The organism is Janthinobacterium sp. FT14W, assembly GCF_009208755.1.
GTDB lineage: Bacteria > Pseudomonadota > Gammaproteobacteria > Burkholderiales > Burkholderiaceae_D > Janthinobacterium > Janthinobacterium violaceinigrum.
Map to the genome: position 1 here is coordinate 64966 of NZ_WFLL01000025.1, position 20237 is coordinate 85202.

Genomic DNA, 20237 nt, shown 5'->3' on the forward strand with positions numbered 1-20237 from the left:
TCGTTAAAAAAATCCAACAAGGAGACACGTAATGAACAAGATCATCAGTGCAGCCATCATGACCGCCATGCTGGCATTGACAAGCAGCGCCGCCCTGGCCGATGCGAAAAATCCGAAGATCGGCTTTTCCATCGACGATTTGCGTGTGGAGCGCTGGACGCGCGACCGCGATTTCTTCATCGCCGCGGCCGAAAAGCAGGGCGCCAAGGTCTTCGTGCAATCGGCCGACGCCAGCGAACAGCGCCAGATCTCGCAGATCGAGAACCTGATTTCGCGCGGCGTGGACGTGCTGGTGATCGTGCCGTTCAACGCGACGGTCCTCAACAACACCGTCAAGGAAGCGAAAAAGGCCGGCATCAAGGTGCTGTCGTATGACCGCCTGATCCTGAACGCCGATATCGATGCGTACATCTCGTTCGACAACGAGAAAGTGGGCGAAATGCAGGCCGAAGGCGTGGTCAAGCTGCAGCCGAAGGGCAATTACTACCTGCTGGGCGGTGCGCCGACGGACAACAATGCCAAGATGCTGCGCGAAGGCCAGATGAAGGTGCTCAAACCGTTCATCGACAAGGGCGACATCAAGGTCGTCGGCCAGCAGTGGGTGAAGGACTGGAGCGCCTCCGAAGCGCTGTCCATCGTGGAAAACGCGCTGACGGCCAACGGCAACAAGATCGACGCCATCGTCGCCTCGAACGACGGCACGGCCGGCGGTGCCATCCAGGCGCTGGCCGCGCAAAAACTGGCCGGCAAGGTGCCGGTTTCCGGCCAGGACGCCGACCTGGCGGCAGTGAAACGCGTGATCGCCGGCACGCAGTCGATGACCGTCTACAAGCCGCTGAAAACCATCGCTGCCGAAGCGGCCAAGCTGGCCGTACAGCTGGCGCGCAATGAAAAGCCGGCCTACAACTCCAGCTATGACAACGGCTTGAAAAAGGTCAGCACGGTGCTGCTGAAACCGACGCCGCTGACCAAGGCGAACGTGAACATTCTCGTCGATGACGGTTTTTATACCAAAGCTCAGTTGGGCAACTAAAAGCTGGGGTCAGACCCGCCGGGGGAGTACGCCCGAATGGGGCGCACTCCGATCCCGCAGGGACTGACCCCTGATTTCTGTTAATCCGCAACGAGAGTGAGCATGTCCGACTATCTGCTTGAAATGAAAGGCATCGTCAAACAGTTTGGCGGTGTCCGCGCGCTCGACGGCATCGACCTGCAGCTGCGGGCCGGCGAGTGCGTCGGCCTGTGCGGCGAGAATGGCGCCGGCAAGTCGACCCTGATGAAGGTGCTGTCCGGCGTGTACCCGCACGGCACCTGGGATGGCGAGATCCTGTGGGATGGCCAGCCCCTGCGCGCGCAATCGATCCGCGACACGGAAGACGCAGGCATCATCATCATCCACCAGGAGCTGATGCTGGTGCCGCAGCTGTCCGTGGCCGAGAATATCTTCATGGGCCGCGAGCTCACCCTGCCCGGCGGGCGCATGCATTACGCGGCCATGTACAAACGCGCCGACGAGCTGCTGCGCGAATTGAAGATCCCCGAACTGAACGTGGCGCTGCCCGTGATGAATTACGGCGGCGGCCACCAGCAGCTGGTGGAAATCGCCAAGGCGCTCAACAAGAATGCGCGTTTGCTGATTCTCGACGAACCATCGTCGTCGCTGACGGCATCGGAAATCGCCGTGCTGCTCGATATCCTGCGCGCGCTGAAAGCCAAGGGCGTCACCTGCATCTACATTTCGCACAAGCTCGATGAAGTGGCGGCCATCTGCGACACCATCGTCGTCATCCGCGACGGCCAGCATATCGCCACCACGCCGATGGCGCAGATGAACGTGGAACGCATCATCGCGCAGATGGTGGGCCGCGAAATGAACCAGCTGTATCCGCAGCGCTCGGCAGAACAAAAGGGCGCCATTGGCGAGGTGCTGTTCGAGGCGCGCCACGTGACGTGCATCGACGCGGACAATCCGCGGCGCAAGCGTGTCGACGACGTGTCGTTTACCCTGCGCAAGGGCGAGATCCTCGGCATCGCGGGGCTGGTGGGCGCGGGGCGCACGGAGCTCGTCTCGGCCCTGTTCGGCGCCTACCAGGGGCCGTGCCAGGCCGAAGTCTGGCTCGATGGCCGCCAAATCGACACCGCGTCGCCGCAAAAGGCCATCGCCATGGGCCTGGCCATGGTGCCGGAAGATCGCAAGCACCACGGCATCGTGCCTGACCTGGACGTGGGGCAGAACATCACCCTGGCCGTGCTGGAGGAATTTGCGCGCGCCACGCGCATCGATGGCGAAGCGGAGCTGGCGGCCGTGCGCGGCGAGATCGCCCAGCTGGAGCTCAAAACAGCCAGCCCGTCGCTGCCCATCACCAGCCTGTCCGGCGGCAACCAGCAAAAAGCCGTGCTGGCCAAGATGCTGCTGACGCGCCCCCGCGTGCTGATCCTCGACGAGCCCACGCGCGGCGTGGACGTGGGCGCCAAATATGAAATCTACAAACTGATGCTGGCGCTGGCCGACCGGGGCGTGGCCATCATCATGGTCTCGTCGGAACTTGCCGAAGTGCTGGGCGTGTCCGACCGCGTGCTGGTGATGGGCGAAGGCCGGTTGCGCGGCGACTTCGTCAACGATGGCCTGAGCCAGGAAACCGTGCTGGCGGCGGCCCTGTCCCAGCACCCGGCGCCCGCCGCCCCTACCGCCTACAAGGAACCCGCAGCATGAAACCGCACAGTATCAAACAGCTGTTCACCCAATACAAGATGCTGGCCCTGCTGATCGCCGTGGCGCTGATCTGGGCTTTTTTTTCGTGGAAGACGGAGGGCAGTTTCCTCACGCCGCGCAATCTGTCGAACCTGCTGCGCCAGATGTCCGTCACGGGCATCCTCGCCTGCGGCATGGTGCTGGTGATTATCGCCGGCGAGATCGACCTGTCGATCGGCTCCCTGCTGGGCCTACTCGGCGGCATTGCCGCCGTGCTGGACGTGACGCAGCACTGGCCGCTGGCGCTGAACCTGGCGGCGGTACTCGGTTGCGGCCTGGTGATCGGCCTGCTGAATGGCTACCTGACGGCGTACCGGGGCATCCCGTCCTTCATCGTGGGTCTGGGCGGCATGCTGGCGTACCGCGGCATCCTGCTGGGCATCACGGGCGGCATCACGATCGCGCCCGTTTCCGAGCCGCTCGTGTACCTGGGGCAGGGCTACTTGCCCGCAGTGCCCGGCATCGCGCTGGGCATCGGCCTGTTCCTGCTGGCCGCTTTCCTGACGTGGCGCGCGCGCGCCAGCCGCGCGCAGCATGGCTTGCCGCAGACGGCGCCCTGGGCCGACGGCTTGCGCCTGGCCGTTATCGGCGCCGTGCTGTATGCCTTCGTGCAGACCCTGAACGGCTATGAAGGCATCCCGCTGCCCGTGCTGTTGCTGCTGGCCTTGCTGGGGCTGTTCAGCTACATCACCAGCCAGACCGTGTTCGGCCGCCGCATCTACGCCGTGGGCAGCAATATGGAAGCGACGCGTTTGTCCGGCATCAACGTGAAAGCCGTCAAGCTGTGGATCTTCGGCATCATGGGCCTGATGTGCGCGCTGGCGGGGCTGATCAACACGGGCCGCCTGGCGGCCGGTTCGCCGTCGGCCGGCACCTTCAGCGAACTCGATGCCATCGCCGCCTGCTTCATCGGCGGCACCTCGATGCGCGGCGGCTCGGGCACCGTGTACGGCGCCCTGATCGGCGCGCTGGTCATGGCCAGCCTCGATAACGGCATGTCCATGCTGGACGTGGACACCTACTGGCAGATGATCGTGAAAGGCAGTATCCTCACCCTGGCCGTGTGGGTCGATGTCAGCACGCGCGCCGGACGCCGCTAGCGGGGAACCTCGACAAACCTACTGCGCGTCCCACTATCGCCTCTGCGTTGCTCAGCGTACCTCCGTACGCTTGCGCTACTCAAGGCGATATTGGACCGCTCGCTACGGTTTTTCGAGGCCCCGAAAGGCCTGGCCGCCACATGGAGGAGACACCAGCATGAAGATGCCGACCGCGCACCGGATCGCGCTGCTGTTCAACGGGAACAAGATCTATGACCGCGACATCATCGCGGGCATTGCCGCCTACCTGAACACCACGCGCGTGTCGTGGGACCTGTTCCTTGAAGAGGATTTCCGCTGCCGCCTGCCCGGCATCGAACGCTGGCAGGGCGACGGCATCATCGCCGATTTCGACGATCCCGCCGTCTGCGCGGCGCTGGCGCACAGCCGCCTGCCCGTGGTGGCCGTGGGCGGCTCGTATGCGCGCGCGGAAGACTACCCGACCGGCATCCCGTATGTGGCGACCGATAATTTCAAGATCATCAAGCTGGCCTATGAACACCTGGTGGAAGCGGGGCTGACGCGCTTTGCCTGTTTCAGCCTGCCCGAGGCCGATGTCAACCGCTGGGCGCAGGAGCGCGAAACGGCGTTCTGCGCCCTGATGCAGCGCGACCACATGCGCGCCGACGTGTACCGGGGCGTCGCCACCAGCGCACCGTCGTGGGACGAGGCGGTGGAGCAGCAGATCGCCTGGCTCAACAGCCTGGAAAAACCCGTCGGCATCATCGCCGTCAGCGATGCGCGCGCGCGCCAGCTGCTGCAAGCCTGCATGCATGCGGGCATCGCCGTGCCGGAGCAAGTGGCGCTGATCGGCATTGACAACGATCCGCTGGCGCGCATGCTCACGCGCATTCCGCTCAGTTCCGTCATCCAGGGCACGGAAGAAATGGGCCGCACGGCGGCGCATCTGCTGCACCAGATGCTCAATGGCGCGCGCCTGTCCGGCACGCGTATCCTGGTGCCGCCGGCCGGCCTGAACGTGCTCGCCTCCACGCGCCACCAGCCTTTCCAGCACCCACAGGTGATGCAGGCGCGCCACTTCATCCGCCAGTACGCGTGCCAGGGCATCAAGACGGAGCAGGTGGCCGATTACGTGGGCGTATCGCGCTCCTCGCTGGAAGCGCACTTCCGCCACGAACTGGGACGCAGCGTGCACGACGAGATCCTGCATTTCAAGCTCGATGCGGCCAAGACCCTGTTGGCACGGGGGCCGGGGCAGGTGGCCGAAGTGGCCGTGCGTTGCGGCTTTACCACGGTGCAGTACATGCATGCCGTCTTCAAGCGCGAACTCGGTTGCACGCCGCGCGAATTCCAGCAGCGCAGCCGGCCACCGCCGGCGCCCGGGCAGGCGCCATGATGCACCTGCTGCGCAATGCGCGCGGCATGCGCGTGGCCATCGGCGCGCACGATGCCAGCGTGCGCGCCTGGTGGGCGCCAGACCGCTATGGCCGCCTGGCCGACGTGCTGGGCGCGGCGCCCCCTGCGGCGCATGCGCCCGCGCACTGGCAGTGCGACCCGCCGGACGGCGGCCACTTGCTGTTGCGCCTGGTCCGGGACGGCCTGTCGGTGCGCCTGGCCTACCGCCTTGATGACGATGGCAGCCTGCACCTCGATTGCGCCGCCATGGCCGATAGCGTTTCCCGTTTTGCGCTTGCCGCGCCCCTGTTCAATCTGCAGGGCCGCAATGCGGCCGTGGGCGACCATGTGCTGCGCCTGGCCGCCGACCATTACGGGCCCTGGCCTGGCGGCGGTGCGGGCGGCGCGCCGCTCGACGTGGCGGGCAGCGCCTTCGACTTCCGCCAGCCGGCGCCGCTCGCTTCGCGCCTGGCCTGGCCCGCGCTGGCCCACTTGCCGGGCTTCCGGCATGACTTTTACTGGGCCGGCAGCGGCCAGCTGCGCGAGGCGGCGCGGGTGGCCGACCCCGCGTCGGGCCGGGTCCTGCGTTTTTCCAGCACCCAGGACGGCTGCCAACTGTATTCCGATGCGCGCTGCTTTTCCCTGCTGGCGCAGGGCGTGCACTTGCAGCCGGGACAGGCGATGCGGTTCACGCTTGCCTACCGTTTGGGCGTGCAGGATATCGACGCGTTTGACATATCCGAACCGGTATCAATGACGCCAAATAAGTGATTGGTCAGATATGCGGGGCAGTTCTACCATGAGGTAGTTTTTCCCTCATTTATTTTTGCCCTTACCGACGCCGCGAACCTGCCCATGAACATACTCACCATCGATGCCGGCACTACCAATACGCGTACCTTGCTGTGGCGCGCAGGCGCCGTCGTCGCCCAGGCGCAGTTGGAAACGGGCGTGCGCAATACCGCCATCGATGGCCATAACGGCGCGCTGAAACAGGCGCTGCGCGACACCATCGCCAGCGTGCTGGCCAGCGCGCGCATCGCGCCGTCCGAGGTGGACCTGGCGCTGGCCTCGGGCATGATCACCTCGCCCATGGGCGTGCAGGAAGTGCCGCATTTGCCGGCACCCGCCGGCCTGGCCCAGCTGGCGCAAGGCATGCAGGCGGTGGACCTGCCCGACGTGCTGGCGCGGCCCCTGTGGCTGATTCCCGGCGTGCGCAACCAGCATGGCGCCGTCGGCCTGCATAACGTCGAGGCGATGGACATGATGCGCGGCGAAGAGACGGAAGTCGTCGCGCTGCTCGAACGTCTGCAATTGCGGGGCGCGGCGACCTTGATCATGCCCGGCTCGCATACCAAGTTGATCAGCGTGGACGAGCAGCGCCGCATCCTCGGCTGCAGCACCACCATCGCGGGCGAGCTGCTGCAGGCGATCACGCAGCACACCCTGATCAAGCAATCGGTCGACGGCGGTTTTGCGCAGACCCTGGTGCCGAAAATGCTGCTGGCCGGCGCGGCCGCGGCGCAAAAGACGGGACTGGCGCGCGCCTGCTTCAGCGTGCGCACCTTGGGCCAGTTCAGCGCCATCGAATGCAACGAGCGGGCCAATTTCCTGATGGGCGCGGTGCTCAGCGGCGACTTGCTGGCGCTGCGTAACAGCACCGCCATCCAGATGCGGCCCGATACCCCGCTCGTCATCACCGGCAAGCCCATGCTGCGCCAGGCGCTCGGGCTGCTGATCGAAGAACACGGATTTTTTTATGGCAAGCGCATCATCGTCGACGACCAGCAGCAGGCAAATCTGGCTGGCCACGGTGCGCTGCTGATCGCCGCCGCGCGCGGCTTGATTTCCCCGCAGGAGACAGTATGAGTGACAATAAAAAGCAGCTCCAGCTGCGTTCGCAAGCGTGGTTTGGCGGCGACGACAAGGACAGTTTCATCCACCGCAGCTGGATGAAGAACCAGGGTTATCCTGGCGATGCCTTCGATGGCCGTCCCGTCATCGGCATCTGCAATACCTGGTCCGAACTGACGCCCTGCAATGGCCATTTCCGCGACCTGGCCGAGATGGTCAAGCGCGGCGTGCTCGAGGCGGGCGGCTTTCCCGTCGAATTTCCCGTGATGTCGCTGGGCGAGACGAATCTGCGCCCGACGGCCATGCTGTTCCGTAACCTGGCCAGCATGGATGTCGAGGAATCGATCCGCGCCAACCCGATCGACGGCGTGGTGCTGCTGACGGGCTGCGACAAGACCACCCCGGCCCTGCTGATGGGCGCGGCCAGCGTGGACTTGCCCACCATCGTGCTGTCGGGCGGCCCCATGCTGAACGGGAATTACCGGGGCAAACCGATCGGTTCGGGCACGGATGTGTGGAAGTTTTCCGAAGACGTGCGGGCCGGGCGCATGACCTCCAGCGAATTCAAGCAGGCCGAATCGTGCATGTCGCGTTCCGCCGGACACTGCATGACCATGGGCACGGCTTCCACCATGGCCAGCATGGTCGAAGCGCTGGGCGTGACCCTGCCCGGCAACGCCGCCATTCCCGCCGTCGATGCGCGCCGCAAGCTGCAGGCGCAGCTGACGGGCCGGCGCATCGTCGACATGGTGCGCGAAGACCTGAAACTGTCGCAGATCCTCACGCGCGAAGCGTTTGAAAACGCCATCATGGTCAACGGCGCCATCGGCGGCTCGACGAATGCGGTGATCCACCTGCTGGCCATCGCGGGGCGCATCGGCGTGGACATGCGCCTGGCCGACTGGGACCGCCTGGGGCGCGACATACCGTGCCTGCTGAACCTGATGCCGTCGGGCCAGTACCTGATGGAAGATTTCTACTATGCGGGTGGCCTGCCGGTGATCATCCGCGACCTGCTGGGCAAACTGCATGGCGAGGCGCTCACCGTCACGGGCGCCAGCATGGCCGTCAACGTGGCCGAGGCGGAAAACTTCAATCCCGCCGTGATCACGCCGCTGGCGCAGCCATTCAAGGACGAGGGCGGCGTCGCCGTCCTGCACGGCAACCTGGCCCCGCGCGGCGCCGTCATCAAGCCCTCCGCCGCTTCGCCCGAGCTGATGCAGCACCGCGGCCGCGCCGTCGTCTTCAACAGCATCGAGCACTATAAAAAGCGCGTCGACGATCCGGCGCTCGATATCGACGCCAGCTGCGTGATGGTGCTGCAAAATTGCGGCCCGCAGGGCTATCCGGGCATGGCCGAAGTGGGCAATATGGGATTGCCGAAAAAACTGCTGGAACAGGGCGTGCGCGACATGGTGCGCATCTCGGACGCCCGCATGAGCGGCACGGCCTACGGCACGGTGGTGCTGCACGTGGCGCCGGAAGCGGCCGTGGGCGGGCCGCTGGCCCTGGTGCGCGATGGCGACATGATTGAGCTGGACGTGGCGGGACGGCGCTTGCACCTGGACGTTGACGAGGCCGAGCTGGCGCGCCGGCGGGCAGAATGGAGCGCGCCGCCACCGGCCATGAAGGGCGGCTACCAGTCGATGTACATCAAGCACGTGACGCAGGCCGACGAAGGCGCGGACCTCGACTTCCTCGTCGGTTGCCGGGGCTCGGCGGTTCCGCGCGAATCACATTGAAAGAAGGAACAGACATGGGGACACAGGCCCAATTACTGGTCGATGCGCAGGATTTCCTGGGCGAGGGCGTGCGCTGGTGCGAACGCAGCGGCCGCGTTTTCTGGACGAATATCGAAGGCTGCCAGTTGCATGCGCTGGTGCTGGCCACGGGCGAACGCCAGCGCTGGGACATGCCCGAGCGCCTGGCCTGCTTCGCGCTGACGGACAACGCCGAGGTGCTGCTGCTGGGACTGGCCTCGCGGCTGGCGTGGTTTGACGCGCGCAGCGGGGCCGTCACGCCCTTGCACACGGTGGAGGGCGACTTGCCCATGACGCGCCTGAACGATGGCCGCTGCGACCGCCAGGGGCGCTTTGTCTTCGGCACGCTCGATGAACGCCCGTGCCGCGATGCCATCGCCAGCTTCTACCGCCTCAACCTGGACCTGACCCTGGAGCGCCTGCCGCTGCCGCAGATCGCCATCTCGAACAGCATCTGCTTCAGCGTCGATGGCACGGCCATGTATTTTTGCGACTCGATGCAGAAGGCGATCTACCGCTGGGACGATTACCTGGGGGGCGACGCCAGCCGGGTGCGCGTGTTTGCCGTGCTCGATCCCGGCCCCGGCGCCGCCGATGGCGCCACCATCGATGCGCACGACCACCTGTGGAGCGCGCAGTGGGGTGCCGGCCGGGTCTTGCGCTTCGCGCCGGACGGCAGCATCGAGCGCGCGATCGGCTTGCCCGTGTCGCAGCCCAGCTGCGTGAGCCTGGGCGGCCCCGATTATGACGAGCTGTTCGTCACGACGGCCCAGGAAAACCTGACGCCGGCACAGCTGGAGAGCGAACCGCTGGCCGGCGGATTGTTTCATGCGCGCCAGCCTGGCTTGCGCGGCTTGCCGGAAGTGCGCTTCGGCACCCTGCCGGCCTGACAGGAGAGAGCATATGCAAAAGCACCTGGTTTTCAAGGGCATCCTAGAACGGGGCATGGTGGGCATCGTGCGCGCCCCTTCGGCGCAGACGGCCGTGCAGATCGCCGAGGCGTGCATCGCCGGCGGCATCACGGCGCTGGAAGTGGCCTTCACCACGCCCGATACCCTGGGCGTGCTGCGCACCCTGCGCGAACGCCACGGCCATGACGTGCTGCTGGGCGCGGGCACGGTGCTCGATACGGAGACGGCACGCGCCGCCATCCTGGCCGGCGCCCAGTTCATCATCTCCCCCGGCGTGAACGTGGAGACCATCGCGCTGTGCCAGCGCTACCAGGTGCTGGCCATGCCGGGGGCGATGACGCCGACGGAAATCGTCACGGCGCTGCAGGCGGGCGCCGACATCGTCAAGGTCTTCCCCGCCGAGATGTTCGGCCCCGCCTACATCAAGGCCCTGCGCGCGCCGTTGCCGCAAGCGCCATTGATGCCCACGGGCGGCGTGACGGTGGAGAACCTCGATGAATGGTTTGCCAGCGGCGCCGTGGCCGTGGGCATCGGCAGCAGCCTGAGTGGCCCGGGCGCCACGGGCGATTACGCGGCGGTGACGGCGCGCGCGCAGGCATTCGTGGCGAAGATGGCGGCCGTGCGGACTTCTAGGTCTTCTGGATAGCTCCCTGCGCTGGATAATTCTGCTACGCTAGGCGGGCAATGTCGCACGCCCAACCACGAACAGAATATGTCCAACATCGCCCGCATCCTGCAAGACAGCCGCATCATCGCCATCGTCGGCATGTCCGACAAGCCCGAACGCGCCAGCCACGAAGTGGCCGATTACCTGCTGCAGCATGGCTACCGCGTGTTGCCTGTCAATCCGGCCCTGGCCGGCAAGCAGGTGCTGGGCCAGCACGCCTATGCGTCCCTGACCGAGGCGGCGGCCGCCGTCGCGCCGGCGCGCATCGATATCGTCGACTGCTTCCGCAAGCCGGCAGACATTCTTCCCATCGCCGAGGAAGCCATCGCCGTCCAGGCGCGCTGCCTGTGGCTGCAGCTGGAGATCGTCAATGAAGAGGCGGCGGGCCTGGCGCGCGCGGCGGGGCTGGAAGTGGTAATGGACCACTGCACGAAAATCGAGCACCGCAAGCTGGCGGTGGCGGCATGAAGGCGCGCACGCAATTCCGGGCCGGGAAGGACTTCGACCTGAACGAGGATTTCGCGGGCAAGCGCCTGCTGGGCGCCGCCACCAAGGCGGCAAACAAGAAGCTGACGGCGGCCCAGTGCAAGGCGCTGGACCGCGAGGAAACCGTGGCGCTGACGGCGCAGATCGCCGAGTGCCAGAGCATGCTGTACGCGCAGCACAAAAAGAAGGTGCTGCTGGTCCTGCAGGGCATGGATACGTCGGGCAAGGACGGCACCGTCAAGGCCATCTTCAGCAATATCAACCCGATGGGCATCCGCGCCGTGGCGTTCAAGGGCCCCACCGATATCGAGCTGGCGCACGATTACCTGTGGCGCGTGCACCAGCACGTGCCCGTCAAGGGCGAGATCGCCATCTTCAACCGCAGCCATTACGAGGATGTGCTGATCACGCGCGTGCAGGACATGATCGACAAGGCCGAATGCCAGCGCCGCTACGCGCAGATCCGCGATTTCGAGCGCATGCTGAGCGAAACGGGCACCGTCATCCTGAAAGTCTTCCTGCATATCTCCAAGGACGAACAGCGGGGACGGCTGCAGGAGCGGCTCGACGATCCCGACCGCCAGTGGAAGTTCGATCCCAACGATATCGCCCAGCGCAAGAAGTGGGATGGCTACCAGCGCGCCTATGAAACGGCCATCCGCGAAACCGACGCCGACCATGCGCCCTGGTACGTGGTGCCATCGAATTCCAAGACCCAGCGCAACCTGGTGGTGGCCTCGCTGCTGCTGGAAACCCTGCAGGGCATGAAGCTGGAATACCCGGCGCCGGACCCGAAACTGTCGTCTTTCAAGGTCGAGTAGCGCTTGGGGGAGTTTGGCGCTGCGCCTGCGGAATCGGCCGCGCTGTGGCATAGTATCCCTCGTCGATAATTCAAACCAGACCGGAGATGCATATGCTGCAGTTGAAAGATCCTACCTTGTTGCGTCACCAGGCTTACGTGAATGGAGCCTGGGCCGATGCCGATGGTGGCCAGACGATTAATGTGAGCAATCCCGCCACGGGCGAGCATATCGGTACGGTGCCCCTGATGGGCACGGCCGAGACGCGCCGCGCCATCGAGGCGGCCAATGCCGCCTGGCCTGCCTGGCGCAAGAAGACGGCCAAGGAGCGCGCGGCCGTGCTGCGCCGCTGGCATGACCTGATCCTGGAAAACGCCGATGACCTGGCGCTGATCATGACCACCGAGCAGGGCAAGCCCCTGCCGGAAGCAAAGGGCGAAGTGCAGTTCGGCGCCTCGTTCATCGAGTGGTTTGCCGAAGAAGGCAAGCGCGTCGCAGGCGATACCCTGCAATCGCCATGGCCGGACCGCCGCCTGGTCATTACCAAGGAGCCGATCGGCGTGTGCGCCGCCATCACGCCGTGGAATTTCCCCGCCGCCATGATCACCCGCAAAGTCGGCCCGGCCCTGGCCGCCGGCTGCCCGATGGTCCTCAAGCCGGCCGAAGCGACGCCGTTTTCCGCGCTGGCGCTGGCCGTGCTGGCCGAGCGCGCGGGCGTGCCTGCGGGCGTGTTCAGCATCGTCACGGGCGCGCCGAAGGACATCGGCGGCGAAATGACGTCGAACCCCATCGTGCGCAAGCTGACGTTTACGGGTTCGACCCAGGTGGGCCGCCTGCTGGCAGAGCAATGCGCGCCGACGATCAAGAAGCTGTCGCTGGAACTGGGTGGCAACGCGCCGTTCATCGTTTTCGACGACGCCGACCTGGATGCGGCCGTGGAAGGCGCCATCGCCTCGAAATACCGCAATGCGGGCCAGACCTGCGTGTGCGCCAACCGCCTGTACGTGCAGGACAGCGTGTATGACGCGTTTGCCGACAAGCTGGTGGCCGCCGTGGCCAAGCTGAAGGTGGGCAATGGCATCGAGGCGGGCGTCACGCAAGGCCCGCTGATCGACGCCAAGGCCGTCGCCAAGGTGGAAGAACACGTGGCCGACGCGCTGGGCAAGGGCGGCCGCCTGCTCGCTGGCGGCAAGCGCCACGCGCTGGGCAACGGCTTCTTCGAGCCGACCATCATCGCCGACGTGACGAACGACATGCGCGTGGCCACGGAAGAAACCTTCGGTCCGCTGGCGCCCCTGTTCCGCTTCAAGACGGACGATGAAGTCGTCGCCCTGGCCAACAACACGGAATTCGGCCTGGCCGCCTACTTCTATTCGCGCGACATCGGCCGCATCTGGCGCGTGGCCGAAGGCCTGGAAACGGGCATGGTCGGCGTCAATACGGGCTTGATCTCGAACGAGATCGCACCCTTCGGCGGCGTCAAGCAATCGGGCCTGGGCCGCGAAGGGTCGACCTACGGCATCGAAGACTACCTGGTCATCAAGTACATCTGCATGGGCGGCATCTAGGATACTGGATTAAATCTGCTGGGCGGCGCGCTTTCCGGCCTGCGATGCGCGCTGCCTCGGCGGCCCCGTACCTAGTACAGCTGCGCTTCCTGGCCAGAAATCGTTGCCGCTCGCTACGATCTTCTCAAGCATCCGTGACGTCTGTTAGCGACGGCTGTTGCGAGCCGATCCCAACCTGTCCAGCATGCCCTTGACCGCCTGCATCTGCGTGCCGCTCTTGCGGTAGAAGTCCGGGTCGATCGGATTGAGGCTGGTGTAGCCCCAGAAATCCCAGCAGCCTTTCGGGTTGTACGGGTAGACGGGGCTCGGTTCGGCCTGCGGGTACAGCACGATGATCTTGTTGGCGTCCGCTACCTGGTTGTAGCCGGTGCTGGTATAGAACCGGTCGCCGATGGCTTGCGTCGTTTGCAGGCAGCCGTGGAACACCACGTGCACGCGGCAGCTCTCGCTGTCGCAGGCTTTCGGGATATAGGCGTAGCCCGTATTGTTCATGCTCGAGTACGCGCTCTGGATGAAGCTGCGCTGGTTGAAGGAGATCAGCTTGCCCGTCAGCGTGGCCGACGCGGGCTGCAGCCCCGGGTACAGGTGCTGCAGGATGTCGCGCGCCTGCACGAAGTCGCAGTCATTGATGAAGGGCGACGCCGTCACGTCGCAAGCCGTGTCCTGATTGTTGTCCGTGATGATGGCATGGCCTGCGCCGACATTGTCGACGTAGCGGATCTGCTCGGCCGGCGTGCCCGCCAGGGCATAGAATTTTCCCACTTGTTCCACCACGGGCTGCGTCACGGTCTGGTCTTTCGTGCCGCTGAACAGATACACGCGCTGGCGTTTCAGGTTGGCCGTGTCGTCGATCAGGCGCATGCGCGCAAAATCGTTCGCTGCGCGCAGCAATTCGCTGGCCACGGGCGGCGCCACCTGCGCGCTGCCCGGATTCATGCAGGTGGTCAGGGCATTCGTCAGGTAGGGAATGTAGGGGAAGCGGCCCGGCTGGCCCGAGCAGAAATACGGGCCGCCCGCGATGATGCCGGCGCCGGCAACGCTGGCCGAGTAGGCGACGGCAAATTGCGCGGCCATGAAGCCGCCCGAAGACAGGCCGGACACGGTGGTCTGGCTCAGGTCGGCCTGGTAGCCGGGCAGGGCAGGGGCGTCTCTTGTCGCGGCGGGCGTGACGGCCTTGGCGGCCTTGACGGCAGTGGCGGCGTGGGCGCCGGCCGGCGCGAGGGTCAGCAGGCCGGCGGCCAGCAATGCGCAGACGGGACGGGAAAGGGCGGGGAAGGGCATGGCATCTCCACAAGACAAGAAAAAGGACAGGAAGGCCGAGCATAGGTAAAAAAACTGTGCCTTGGGCAAGTACTGCATGGTTGTTGATGTCGCTCAAGCTATCGCTGTTGTTGCTGCTCTCATACGCGCGCGCAGCGTTTGACATAGAATGGTTTTTTTCCTTCCCACCATGGTGCCCCTCATGTCCAAGACCTTTGCCCAGCTGTTTGCGCTGACCACCCTTGCCGCCAGTGCCAGCCTGGCCATCCCCGCCCATGCTGCGGAAGCCGCCACGGCTGCCGCCGCACCGGCCGCCTGCCCCGCCATCCTCAAGCAGACGTTCAACCGCTTGCAGGATGAAGCGCCGCAAAACCTGTGCCAGTACGCGGGCAAGGTCGTGCTGGTGGTGAATACGGCCAGTTATTGTGGTTTTACCAACCAATACGAAGGACTCGAGGCGCTGTACGCCAAGTACGGCAGCAAGGGACTGGTGGTGCTGGGCTTCCCGTCGAACGATTTCGGCAAGCAGGAGCCGGGCAACAGCAAGGAAATCGCCGATTTCTGCTACAACACCTATGGCGTGAAATTCCCCATGTTCGCCAAGTCGGTGGTGTCGGGCCCGGCGCCGAATCCCCTGTACGTGGATCTGATCAAGCAGACGGGCAAGACGCCCGCCTGGAATTTCCATAAATACCTGATCGACCGCCACGGCAAGGTGGTGGAAAGTTTCCCCAGCAAGGTGACGCCGGACGACAAGAAACTGGTGGGTGCGGTGGAAAAAGCGCTGGCGATGTAAGTTGCCGACATACAAGCAGGCTTGAACGCCTGCTTTTTTTTCAATGCCGCGCTTGTCGTCTTGCCATCACTGTCCTAAGCTGGGTGTTCGCGTTTGTCACAACAAAGGAGAACATCATGGCGTATGTCGATGGATTTGTGGTGCCCGTACCGAAAGCCAAGCTCGATACCTATCTGGCCATGTCGCGCGCCTGCGGCGCCGTCTGGCGCGAATATGGCGCACAGGAATTTCGCGAATGCGTGGGCGACGATGTCAAGCCGGGCAAGCTGACATCGTTTCCGCAGGCAGTGGACTTGCAGGATGGCGAAGTGGTGGTGTTTTCCTGGATCGTGTTCGAATCGCGCGCCAGGCGCGATGAAATCAACGACAAGGTCATGAAAGACCCGCGCCTGGCCGAGATGATGGACCCGGAAAAGCTGCCGTTCGATGGCAAGCGGATGATCTACGGCGGTTATGAAATGCAGGTCGATATCAAATAAGCAGCTTTGCGGGCAGCGCCCCGCGCAGGGCATTGCACACGACGATGGCCTCGGCTTGCGCCAGCATGGCGCGCGTGATGATGGTTTCCTGCGCGTCCCAGGCGGGATCGGCCAGCATGGCCGCGCGCTGCACGCCGGGCAGCAAACCGCAGGATAGCGGGGGCGTGTGCCAGCGGCCATCGAGTTTCACGAACACATTGCTGCGCCCGCCTTCCGTCAGCTGGCCCAGCTCATTGAAGAACAGCATGTCGAAAGCGCCTTGCGCCTCGGCCGCGCGCCAGGCCGCGTCATAGCGCGCGCGCACGCTGCTCTTGTGGCGCAGGAACAGGTCGTCGGCAATCGTGGCGTCGGGTGCCAGCAGGACGCCGACCGTGTCCGGCAGGGCGGCGAGGGCGCCGCTTTGCACCGTGCACTGGCCATCCTGGCGCAGCGCCAGGCGCAGGCGGAATGGCGCATCGTCCGGCCGCTGCGCGCAGGCGGCCTGCAGCGCGGTGCGGGCGGCATTCTCGTCCCAGGCGAAACCGAAGTAGGCGCAGGAGGCGGCCAGGCGCGCCAGGTGGCGCTCCTGCTGGCGGCAGCCGCCGGTGCGGCTGGCGTGCAGGGTCTCGAACAGTTCGAAGTCGTTGGCCAGTCCCGTGAGGAAGCGGGCCTTGAGCTGGCACTCTGCAAACTCCTCCTGCGGGTTGCTGTCGAGCACGATGCCGGCGCCCACGCCCATCTCGCCGCGCCGGATGCCGCCAGGGCCTGCCGGCTGCAGGGCCAGGGTGCGGATCGGCACAGACATGCAGAAGTCGCCCACCGGGTGGGTAGTGCCGGCGTGTGGCGGATCGAACCAGCCGATGGCGCCCGTATAGATGCCGCGCGGCGCCGGCTCCAGCTCGGCGATGATTTCCATGGTGCGGCGTTTCGGCGCGCCCGTGATCGAGCCGCACGGATACAAGGCCTGGAAGATGTCGGCCAGGCTGGCGTCGTCGCGCAGGCGCGCCTGCACGGTCGACGTCATTTGCAGCACGCTGCTGTAGCGCGTCACCTCGAACAGGGCCGGCACCGTGACGGACCCCGTGGCGGCGATGCGGCCGATGTCGTTGCGCAGCAGGTCGACGATCATCAGGTTTTCCGCGCGGTTTTTCGGATCGCTGGCCAGGGCGCTGGCGCGGCGCGCGTTTTCCTGCGTCTGTTCGGCAGGGGCGGCCGGCGCCGTGCCTTTCATGGGACGCGCCGTCAGCTCGCCCTGCGCATGGCGCACGAACAGCTCGGGCGACAGCGACAGCAGGGCGCCGCCATCGGGCAGCATCACCAGCGCGCCGTACGGCACGGGCTGGCGCGCGCGCAGCCGCGCATACAGGGCCAGGGGCGAGCCGAAGGCGTCGAAGCGCAAACGGTAGGTGTAGTTGACCTGGTAGGTATCGCCGGCCACGATGTAGTCGTGGATGCGATGCAGCGCACGCGTGAATTCGGCCTGATCCACGTTCGCGCGGATGTTGGCCACGCCGGCCGGCGCGGCGTCCTCGCGGACGCGCTCGTCCAGCCACTGCAGCACCTCATCCTGCGACAGCGGCGTGCAGTGTTCAAAGACGAGCACTTGCGCCAGCGGCGGCGCGTCGGTGCCGGCCGCGCGCGGCGGCATGGCCAGCAAGTGCGCGCCCAGTTCGTAGCTGCACACGCTGACGGCGTGCTGGCCGCGTTGCAAGGCCTCTTGCAGCCCTGCGAGCAGGGCTGGCCACCCGCTGCCCTCGGTGCATTCCAGGACCGCCGCCAGGCCCGTGTACAGGCGCGAACCGGCGCCGGGCGTGCTGGCGTCGTCGAGCAGGGCGAAGCAGTCGGCAGGCATGGGGACAGCTATCCCAGCAGCATGGCGATTTGCAGCGCCGCTTCCTGGGATGGATTGATCTTGAAGCCGCTCTTGGCGTAGCGGTGCCAGCGTCCGATGACGTAGCCGACGATCAGGGTGGCGCGCGCCGCCACTTCGCTTTCCTTGCCATGGCCTTCGGCGGCGGCCACGCGCAAGGCCTGCTTGAGCGCCAGTTCCACGCGGTCGTAGAACTGGTTCATGCGCACTTGCAGGCGTTCGTCCTCATTGACCAGGGCGTCGCCGATCAGCACGCGCGTCATGCCCGGATTGCTGATGGCGAAATTGAGCAGCATGCCGACGATGTCGCGCGTCTGCGTCATGCCGTCGCTGTGCTTTTCCGCGATCTGGTTGATCAGGCCGAAAACGCTCGACTCGATGAATTCGATCAGCCCTTCGAACATTTGCGCCTTGCTGGCGAAATGGCGGTACAGGGCCGCTTCCGAGACGGCCAGTCTGGCCGCCAGTGCGGCCGTGGTGATCTTTTCGCCTTTCGGCTGCTCCAGCATTGCGGCGAGGGCCTGAAGAATTTGTAGCCTGCGTTGGCCCGGCGGTGTGCTTGCCATATTTTCTCTTGTCGTTAAAAAAAATGCTGCCTTGATGGGGAGGTCCGTCACCGCCGCTAGCGGTGCAGCTTCCGGCGTCAACCGGAAGCCCAGGAATCCCCTTCAACGCAGTCGGTGAAGGCGGCGTGCCAAATGCCGGACAGATTTTACTTTGACATCGACGTAAGCGGGGCGATTTAACGCCTTGGGCAGCTTGGCCACGCCGATCGGATCGGCCATTTTCAGGTATTGCGTGACCCAGGCCGTGCGCAGGCCCAGCTTTTTTGCCCCCTTCAGGTTGGCCAGGGTGTCTTCCACCAGGATGCAGCGGCCCGGGCGGAGCTGGTGCTTGCGCATCAGCTTGCGCAGCATCAGGGTCGATGGCTTGGGCCGCAGCTGGCGGTGCACGTGCATCGCCTCGATGGCGATATGCTGCGCAAAGTGCTGGCGCAGGCCCAGGTGGCGCATGACGTCGCTCGAATAGCGCAGCGGCGCATTGGTGAGTAAAATTTTACGGCCAGGCAGGCGTTTGAGTAAAGCCCCCAGTCCCTTCTCGGCGCGTATCATGGCGCGCAAATCGTCGAACGCATGGGTCTCGTGGAGGAAGTGCGCGGCTTGCACCTGGTGGTGCTTGACCATGCCCAGCAAGGTGGCGCCATAGCGGCGCCAGTAGGCCGCGCGCGCCGCATTGACGACGGCGTCGTCGGCCGGCGTCACGCCGTCGCCCAGTACGCGGGCAATATAGGTGTTCATATTGGCCGTGATGGTGGGAAAGATGGCGTGCGAGGCATTGTGCAGCGTGTTGTCGAGGTCAAACAGCCAGACCGGCGACGAGCGGTTAAGATGGGACACAGGCACAGGAGTCTTTGCTAGCGAGAGAAGATGAAAAATTCAACAATCAGGAAAACCATGCGACGCCAGATTATAGTGATGTTTTGCGGATTATTCTTGCTGCCGTTGCAGGCGGCCTTTGCCGACGCGGCACCCGTGGCGCAAAACCGGGGGGCCCTGTTCAAGGTGCAGGATGGGGGCCACACCCTGTATTTGTTCGGCACCATCCATGTCGGCGCACCCGATTTTTATCCGCTCGAGCCGACGGTGACGCAGGCGCTGCAGCAGGCCGGGGCGCTGGCGCTGGAGATCGATCCCGGCGCCGATCCGCGCGCCGCCATGGGCGCCGTGCTGAAGTACGGCATGGAAGCGCCAGGCAGCAAGGTGCCGCCTGACTGCCGCCAGACCCTGGCGCCGCGCCTGGCGCCGTTGTTGCAAAAATACGGCATTCCGGCCGAATCGGTGGCGCCGATGAAGCCGTGGATGCTGGCCAGCATGCTGGCCATCGGCGAATTTTCCACGCTGGGCTACCGCTCGGAACTGGCGGTGGACAATTATCTGTCGCAGCAGGCCAAGGCGCGCAAGATCCCCGTGGTGGAACTCGAATCGATGGAAGGCCAGATGGCGCTGTTCGGCGCCATGTCGCCGGCCGACCAGTGCCGCTTCCTGGAAGACGGCGTGGTGTCGATCGAGGACCAGGAGCAAAGCCAGGAAGCGCGCGAGATCGCCGACGCCTGGCGCACGGCCGATGCGGCTGCCTTCGACAAACTGGCGGCCAAAGCGGCGCAAGACCCGTCGTTCGCCGCCCAGTTCGTGCAGAAAGTGCTGCTCGACGGCCGCAACCCCGCCCTGGCCGACGGCATCGCCAAACTGCTGGCACGCGAAAAATCCAGCCTGGCCGCCATCGGCGTGCTGCACCTGGTGGGCACGAAAAGCGTCCCGGATCTATTGCGTCAGAAGGGCTTGAGGGTCGAGCGGGTGTATTGAGCTGCTGGCTTAGCCGCGCAAGCAACGGCGGCAGAGCAGATGGAAGAGTGTTCAGGGCAAGGCGTACTGACGAAGACAGTACGCATGTACGGCGAGGCAGTACAACGCCGCCATGGACATTTTTCAGATACGGGGATAAGTCGATGGTGCCCTTGACGTGGATCGAACACGTGGCCTCTCCCTTACCAAGGGAGTGCTCTACCACTGAGCTACAAGGGCAAATTAAAAGCGGCGCC

The 20237-nt window shown here is 65.1% G+C and carries 19 protein-coding genes and 1 tRNA gene; 15 read left to right on the forward strand and 5 right to left on the reverse strand.

The window, feature by feature from the left end:
• Nucleotides 1-58: 58 nt before the first annotated feature.
• The 12 genes from xylF (at nt 59) to gabD (ending at nt 13254) form a co-directional block, all read left to right on the forward strand.
• Nucleotides 59-1033 carry a D-xylose ABC transporter substrate-binding protein gene (xylF, locus tag GCN74_RS17355; protein ID WP_152257858.1) on the forward strand — a complete coding sequence of 325 codons (975 nt, stop codon included), beginning with the start codon at nt 59-61 and terminating at the stop codon, nt 1031-1033.
• A gap of 102 nt (nt 1034-1135) precedes the next feature.
• Nucleotides 1136-2713: a D-xylose ABC transporter ATP-binding protein gene (xylG, locus tag GCN74_RS17360; protein WP_152257835.1), complete on the forward strand. Its 1578-nt coding sequence runs from the start codon at nt 1136-1138 to the stop codon at nt 2711-2713.
• Nucleotides 2710-3852, forward strand: coding sequence for a sugar ABC transporter permease (locus GCN74_RS17365; protein ID WP_152257836.1), 1143 nt, complete (start codon nt 2710-2712; stop codon nt 3850-3852). The genes xylG and GCN74_RS17365 overlap by 4 nt, the downstream gene beginning before the upstream one ends.
• 157 nt (nt 3853-4009) lie before the next feature.
• On the forward strand, nt 4010-5209 hold the full coding sequence (locus GCN74_RS17370) for a XylR family transcriptional regulator (protein WP_152257837.1): 1200 nt from the start codon (nt 4010-4012) through the stop codon (nt 5207-5209).
• Nucleotides 5206-5979, forward strand: a complete 774-nt coding sequence (locus GCN74_RS17375) for a hypothetical protein (protein ID WP_152257838.1) — start codon at nt 5206-5208, stop codon at nt 5977-5979. Before GCN74_RS17370 ends, GCN74_RS17375 begins: the two co-directional genes overlap by 4 nt.
• A gap of 84 nt (nt 5980-6063) precedes the next feature.
• The gene (locus tag GCN74_RS17380) at nt 6064-7077 is read left to right on the forward strand and encodes a 2-dehydro-3-deoxygalactonokinase (protein WP_152257839.1); all 1014 of its coding nucleotides are present in this window, start codon (nt 6064-6066) and stop codon (nt 7075-7077) included.
• Nucleotides 7074-8804, forward strand: a complete 1731-nt coding sequence (gene araD, locus GCN74_RS17385; protein ID WP_152257840.1) for an L-arabinonate dehydratase — start codon at nt 7074-7076, stop codon at nt 8802-8804. Before GCN74_RS17380 ends, araD begins: the two co-directional genes overlap by 4 nt.
• Before the next feature lie 14 nt (nt 8805-8818).
• The gene (locus GCN74_RS17390) at nt 8819-9712 is read left to right on the forward strand and encodes an SMP-30/gluconolactonase/LRE family protein (RefSeq protein ID WP_152257841.1); all 894 of its coding nucleotides are present in this window, start codon (nt 8819-8821) and stop codon (nt 9710-9712) included.
• Between the two features lie 13 nt (nt 9713-9725).
• Nucleotides 9726-10379, forward strand: coding sequence for a bifunctional 2-keto-4-hydroxyglutarate aldolase/2-keto-3-deoxy-6-phosphogluconate aldolase (locus GCN74_RS17395; protein ID WP_152257842.1), 654 nt, complete (start codon nt 9726-9728; stop codon nt 10377-10379).
• A gap of 66 nt (nt 10380-10445) precedes the next feature.
• Nucleotides 10446-10868, forward strand: coding sequence for a CoA-binding protein (locus GCN74_RS17400; RefSeq protein WP_152257843.1), 423 nt, complete (start codon nt 10446-10448; stop codon nt 10866-10868).
• Entirely contained in the window at nt 10865-11707 is an 843-nt protein-coding gene (locus GCN74_RS17405; RefSeq protein ID WP_152257844.1) for a PPK2 family polyphosphate kinase, read from the forward strand. The genes GCN74_RS17400 and GCN74_RS17405 overlap by 4 nt, the downstream gene beginning before the upstream one ends.
• Before the next feature lie 92 nt (nt 11708-11799).
• The gene (gene gabD / locus GCN74_RS17410) at nt 11800-13254 is read left to right on the forward strand and encodes an NADP-dependent succinate-semialdehyde dehydrogenase (protein ID WP_152257845.1); all 1455 of its coding nucleotides are present in this window, start codon (nt 11800-11802) and stop codon (nt 13252-13254) included.
• A gap of 144 nt (nt 13255-13398) precedes the next feature.
• On the opposite strand, the gene GCN74_RS17415 is transcribed toward gabD, so the two are convergent.
• Entirely contained in the window at nt 13399-14535 is a 1137-nt protein-coding gene (locus tag GCN74_RS17415; protein WP_152257846.1) for a poly(3-hydroxybutyrate) depolymerase, read from the reverse strand.
• Between the two features lie 181 nt (nt 14536-14716).
• Between GCN74_RS17415 and GCN74_RS17420 the strand changes: the two genes are divergently transcribed.
• Both GCN74_RS17420 and GCN74_RS17425 read left to right on the forward strand, forming a co-directional pair.
• Nucleotides 14717-15310 carry a glutathione peroxidase gene (locus tag GCN74_RS17420; RefSeq protein ID WP_152257847.1) on the forward strand — a complete coding sequence of 198 codons (594 nt, stop codon included), beginning with the start codon at nt 14717-14719 and terminating at the stop codon, nt 15308-15310.
• Between the two features lie 116 nt (nt 15311-15426).
• Nucleotides 15427-15789, forward strand: coding sequence for a DUF1428 domain-containing protein (locus tag GCN74_RS17425; protein ID WP_152257848.1), 363 nt, complete (start codon nt 15427-15429; stop codon nt 15787-15789).
• Here GCN74_RS17425 and pabB read toward each other — a convergent pair.
• The 3 genes from pabB to GCN74_RS17440 form a co-directional block, all read right to left on the reverse strand.
• A complete protein-coding gene (gene pabB, locus GCN74_RS17430; protein WP_152257849.1) occupies nt 15782-17620 on the reverse strand; it encodes an aminodeoxychorismate synthase component I in 1839 nt (612 codons plus the stop codon). The two genes, GCN74_RS17425 and pabB, sit on opposite strands and share 8 nt — an antisense overlap.
• A gap of 8 nt (nt 17621-17628) precedes the next feature.
• Entirely contained in the window at nt 17629-18204 is a 576-nt protein-coding gene (slmA, locus tag GCN74_RS17435; RefSeq protein WP_152257850.1) for a nucleoid occlusion factor SlmA, read from the reverse strand.
• 102 nt (nt 18205-18306) lie between these two features.
• Complete coding sequence (locus tag GCN74_RS17440) at nt 18307-19041, reverse strand: pyrimidine 5'-nucleotidase (RefSeq protein WP_152257851.1); 735 nt, start codon at nt 19039-19041, stop codon at nt 18307-18309.
• A gap of 90 nt (nt 19042-19131) precedes the next feature.
• Between GCN74_RS17440 and GCN74_RS17445 the strand changes: the two genes are divergently transcribed.
• Nucleotides 19132-20001: a TraB/GumN family protein gene (locus tag GCN74_RS17445; protein WP_226939093.1), complete on the forward strand. Its 870-nt coding sequence runs from the start codon at nt 19132-19134 to the stop codon at nt 19999-20001.
• 144 nt (nt 20002-20145) lie between these two features.
• On the opposite strand, the gene GCN74_RS17450 is transcribed toward GCN74_RS17445, so the two are convergent.
• Nucleotides 20146-20220 (reverse strand) — tRNA-Thr (locus GCN74_RS17450).
• Nucleotides 20221-20237: the final 17 nt, after the last annotated feature.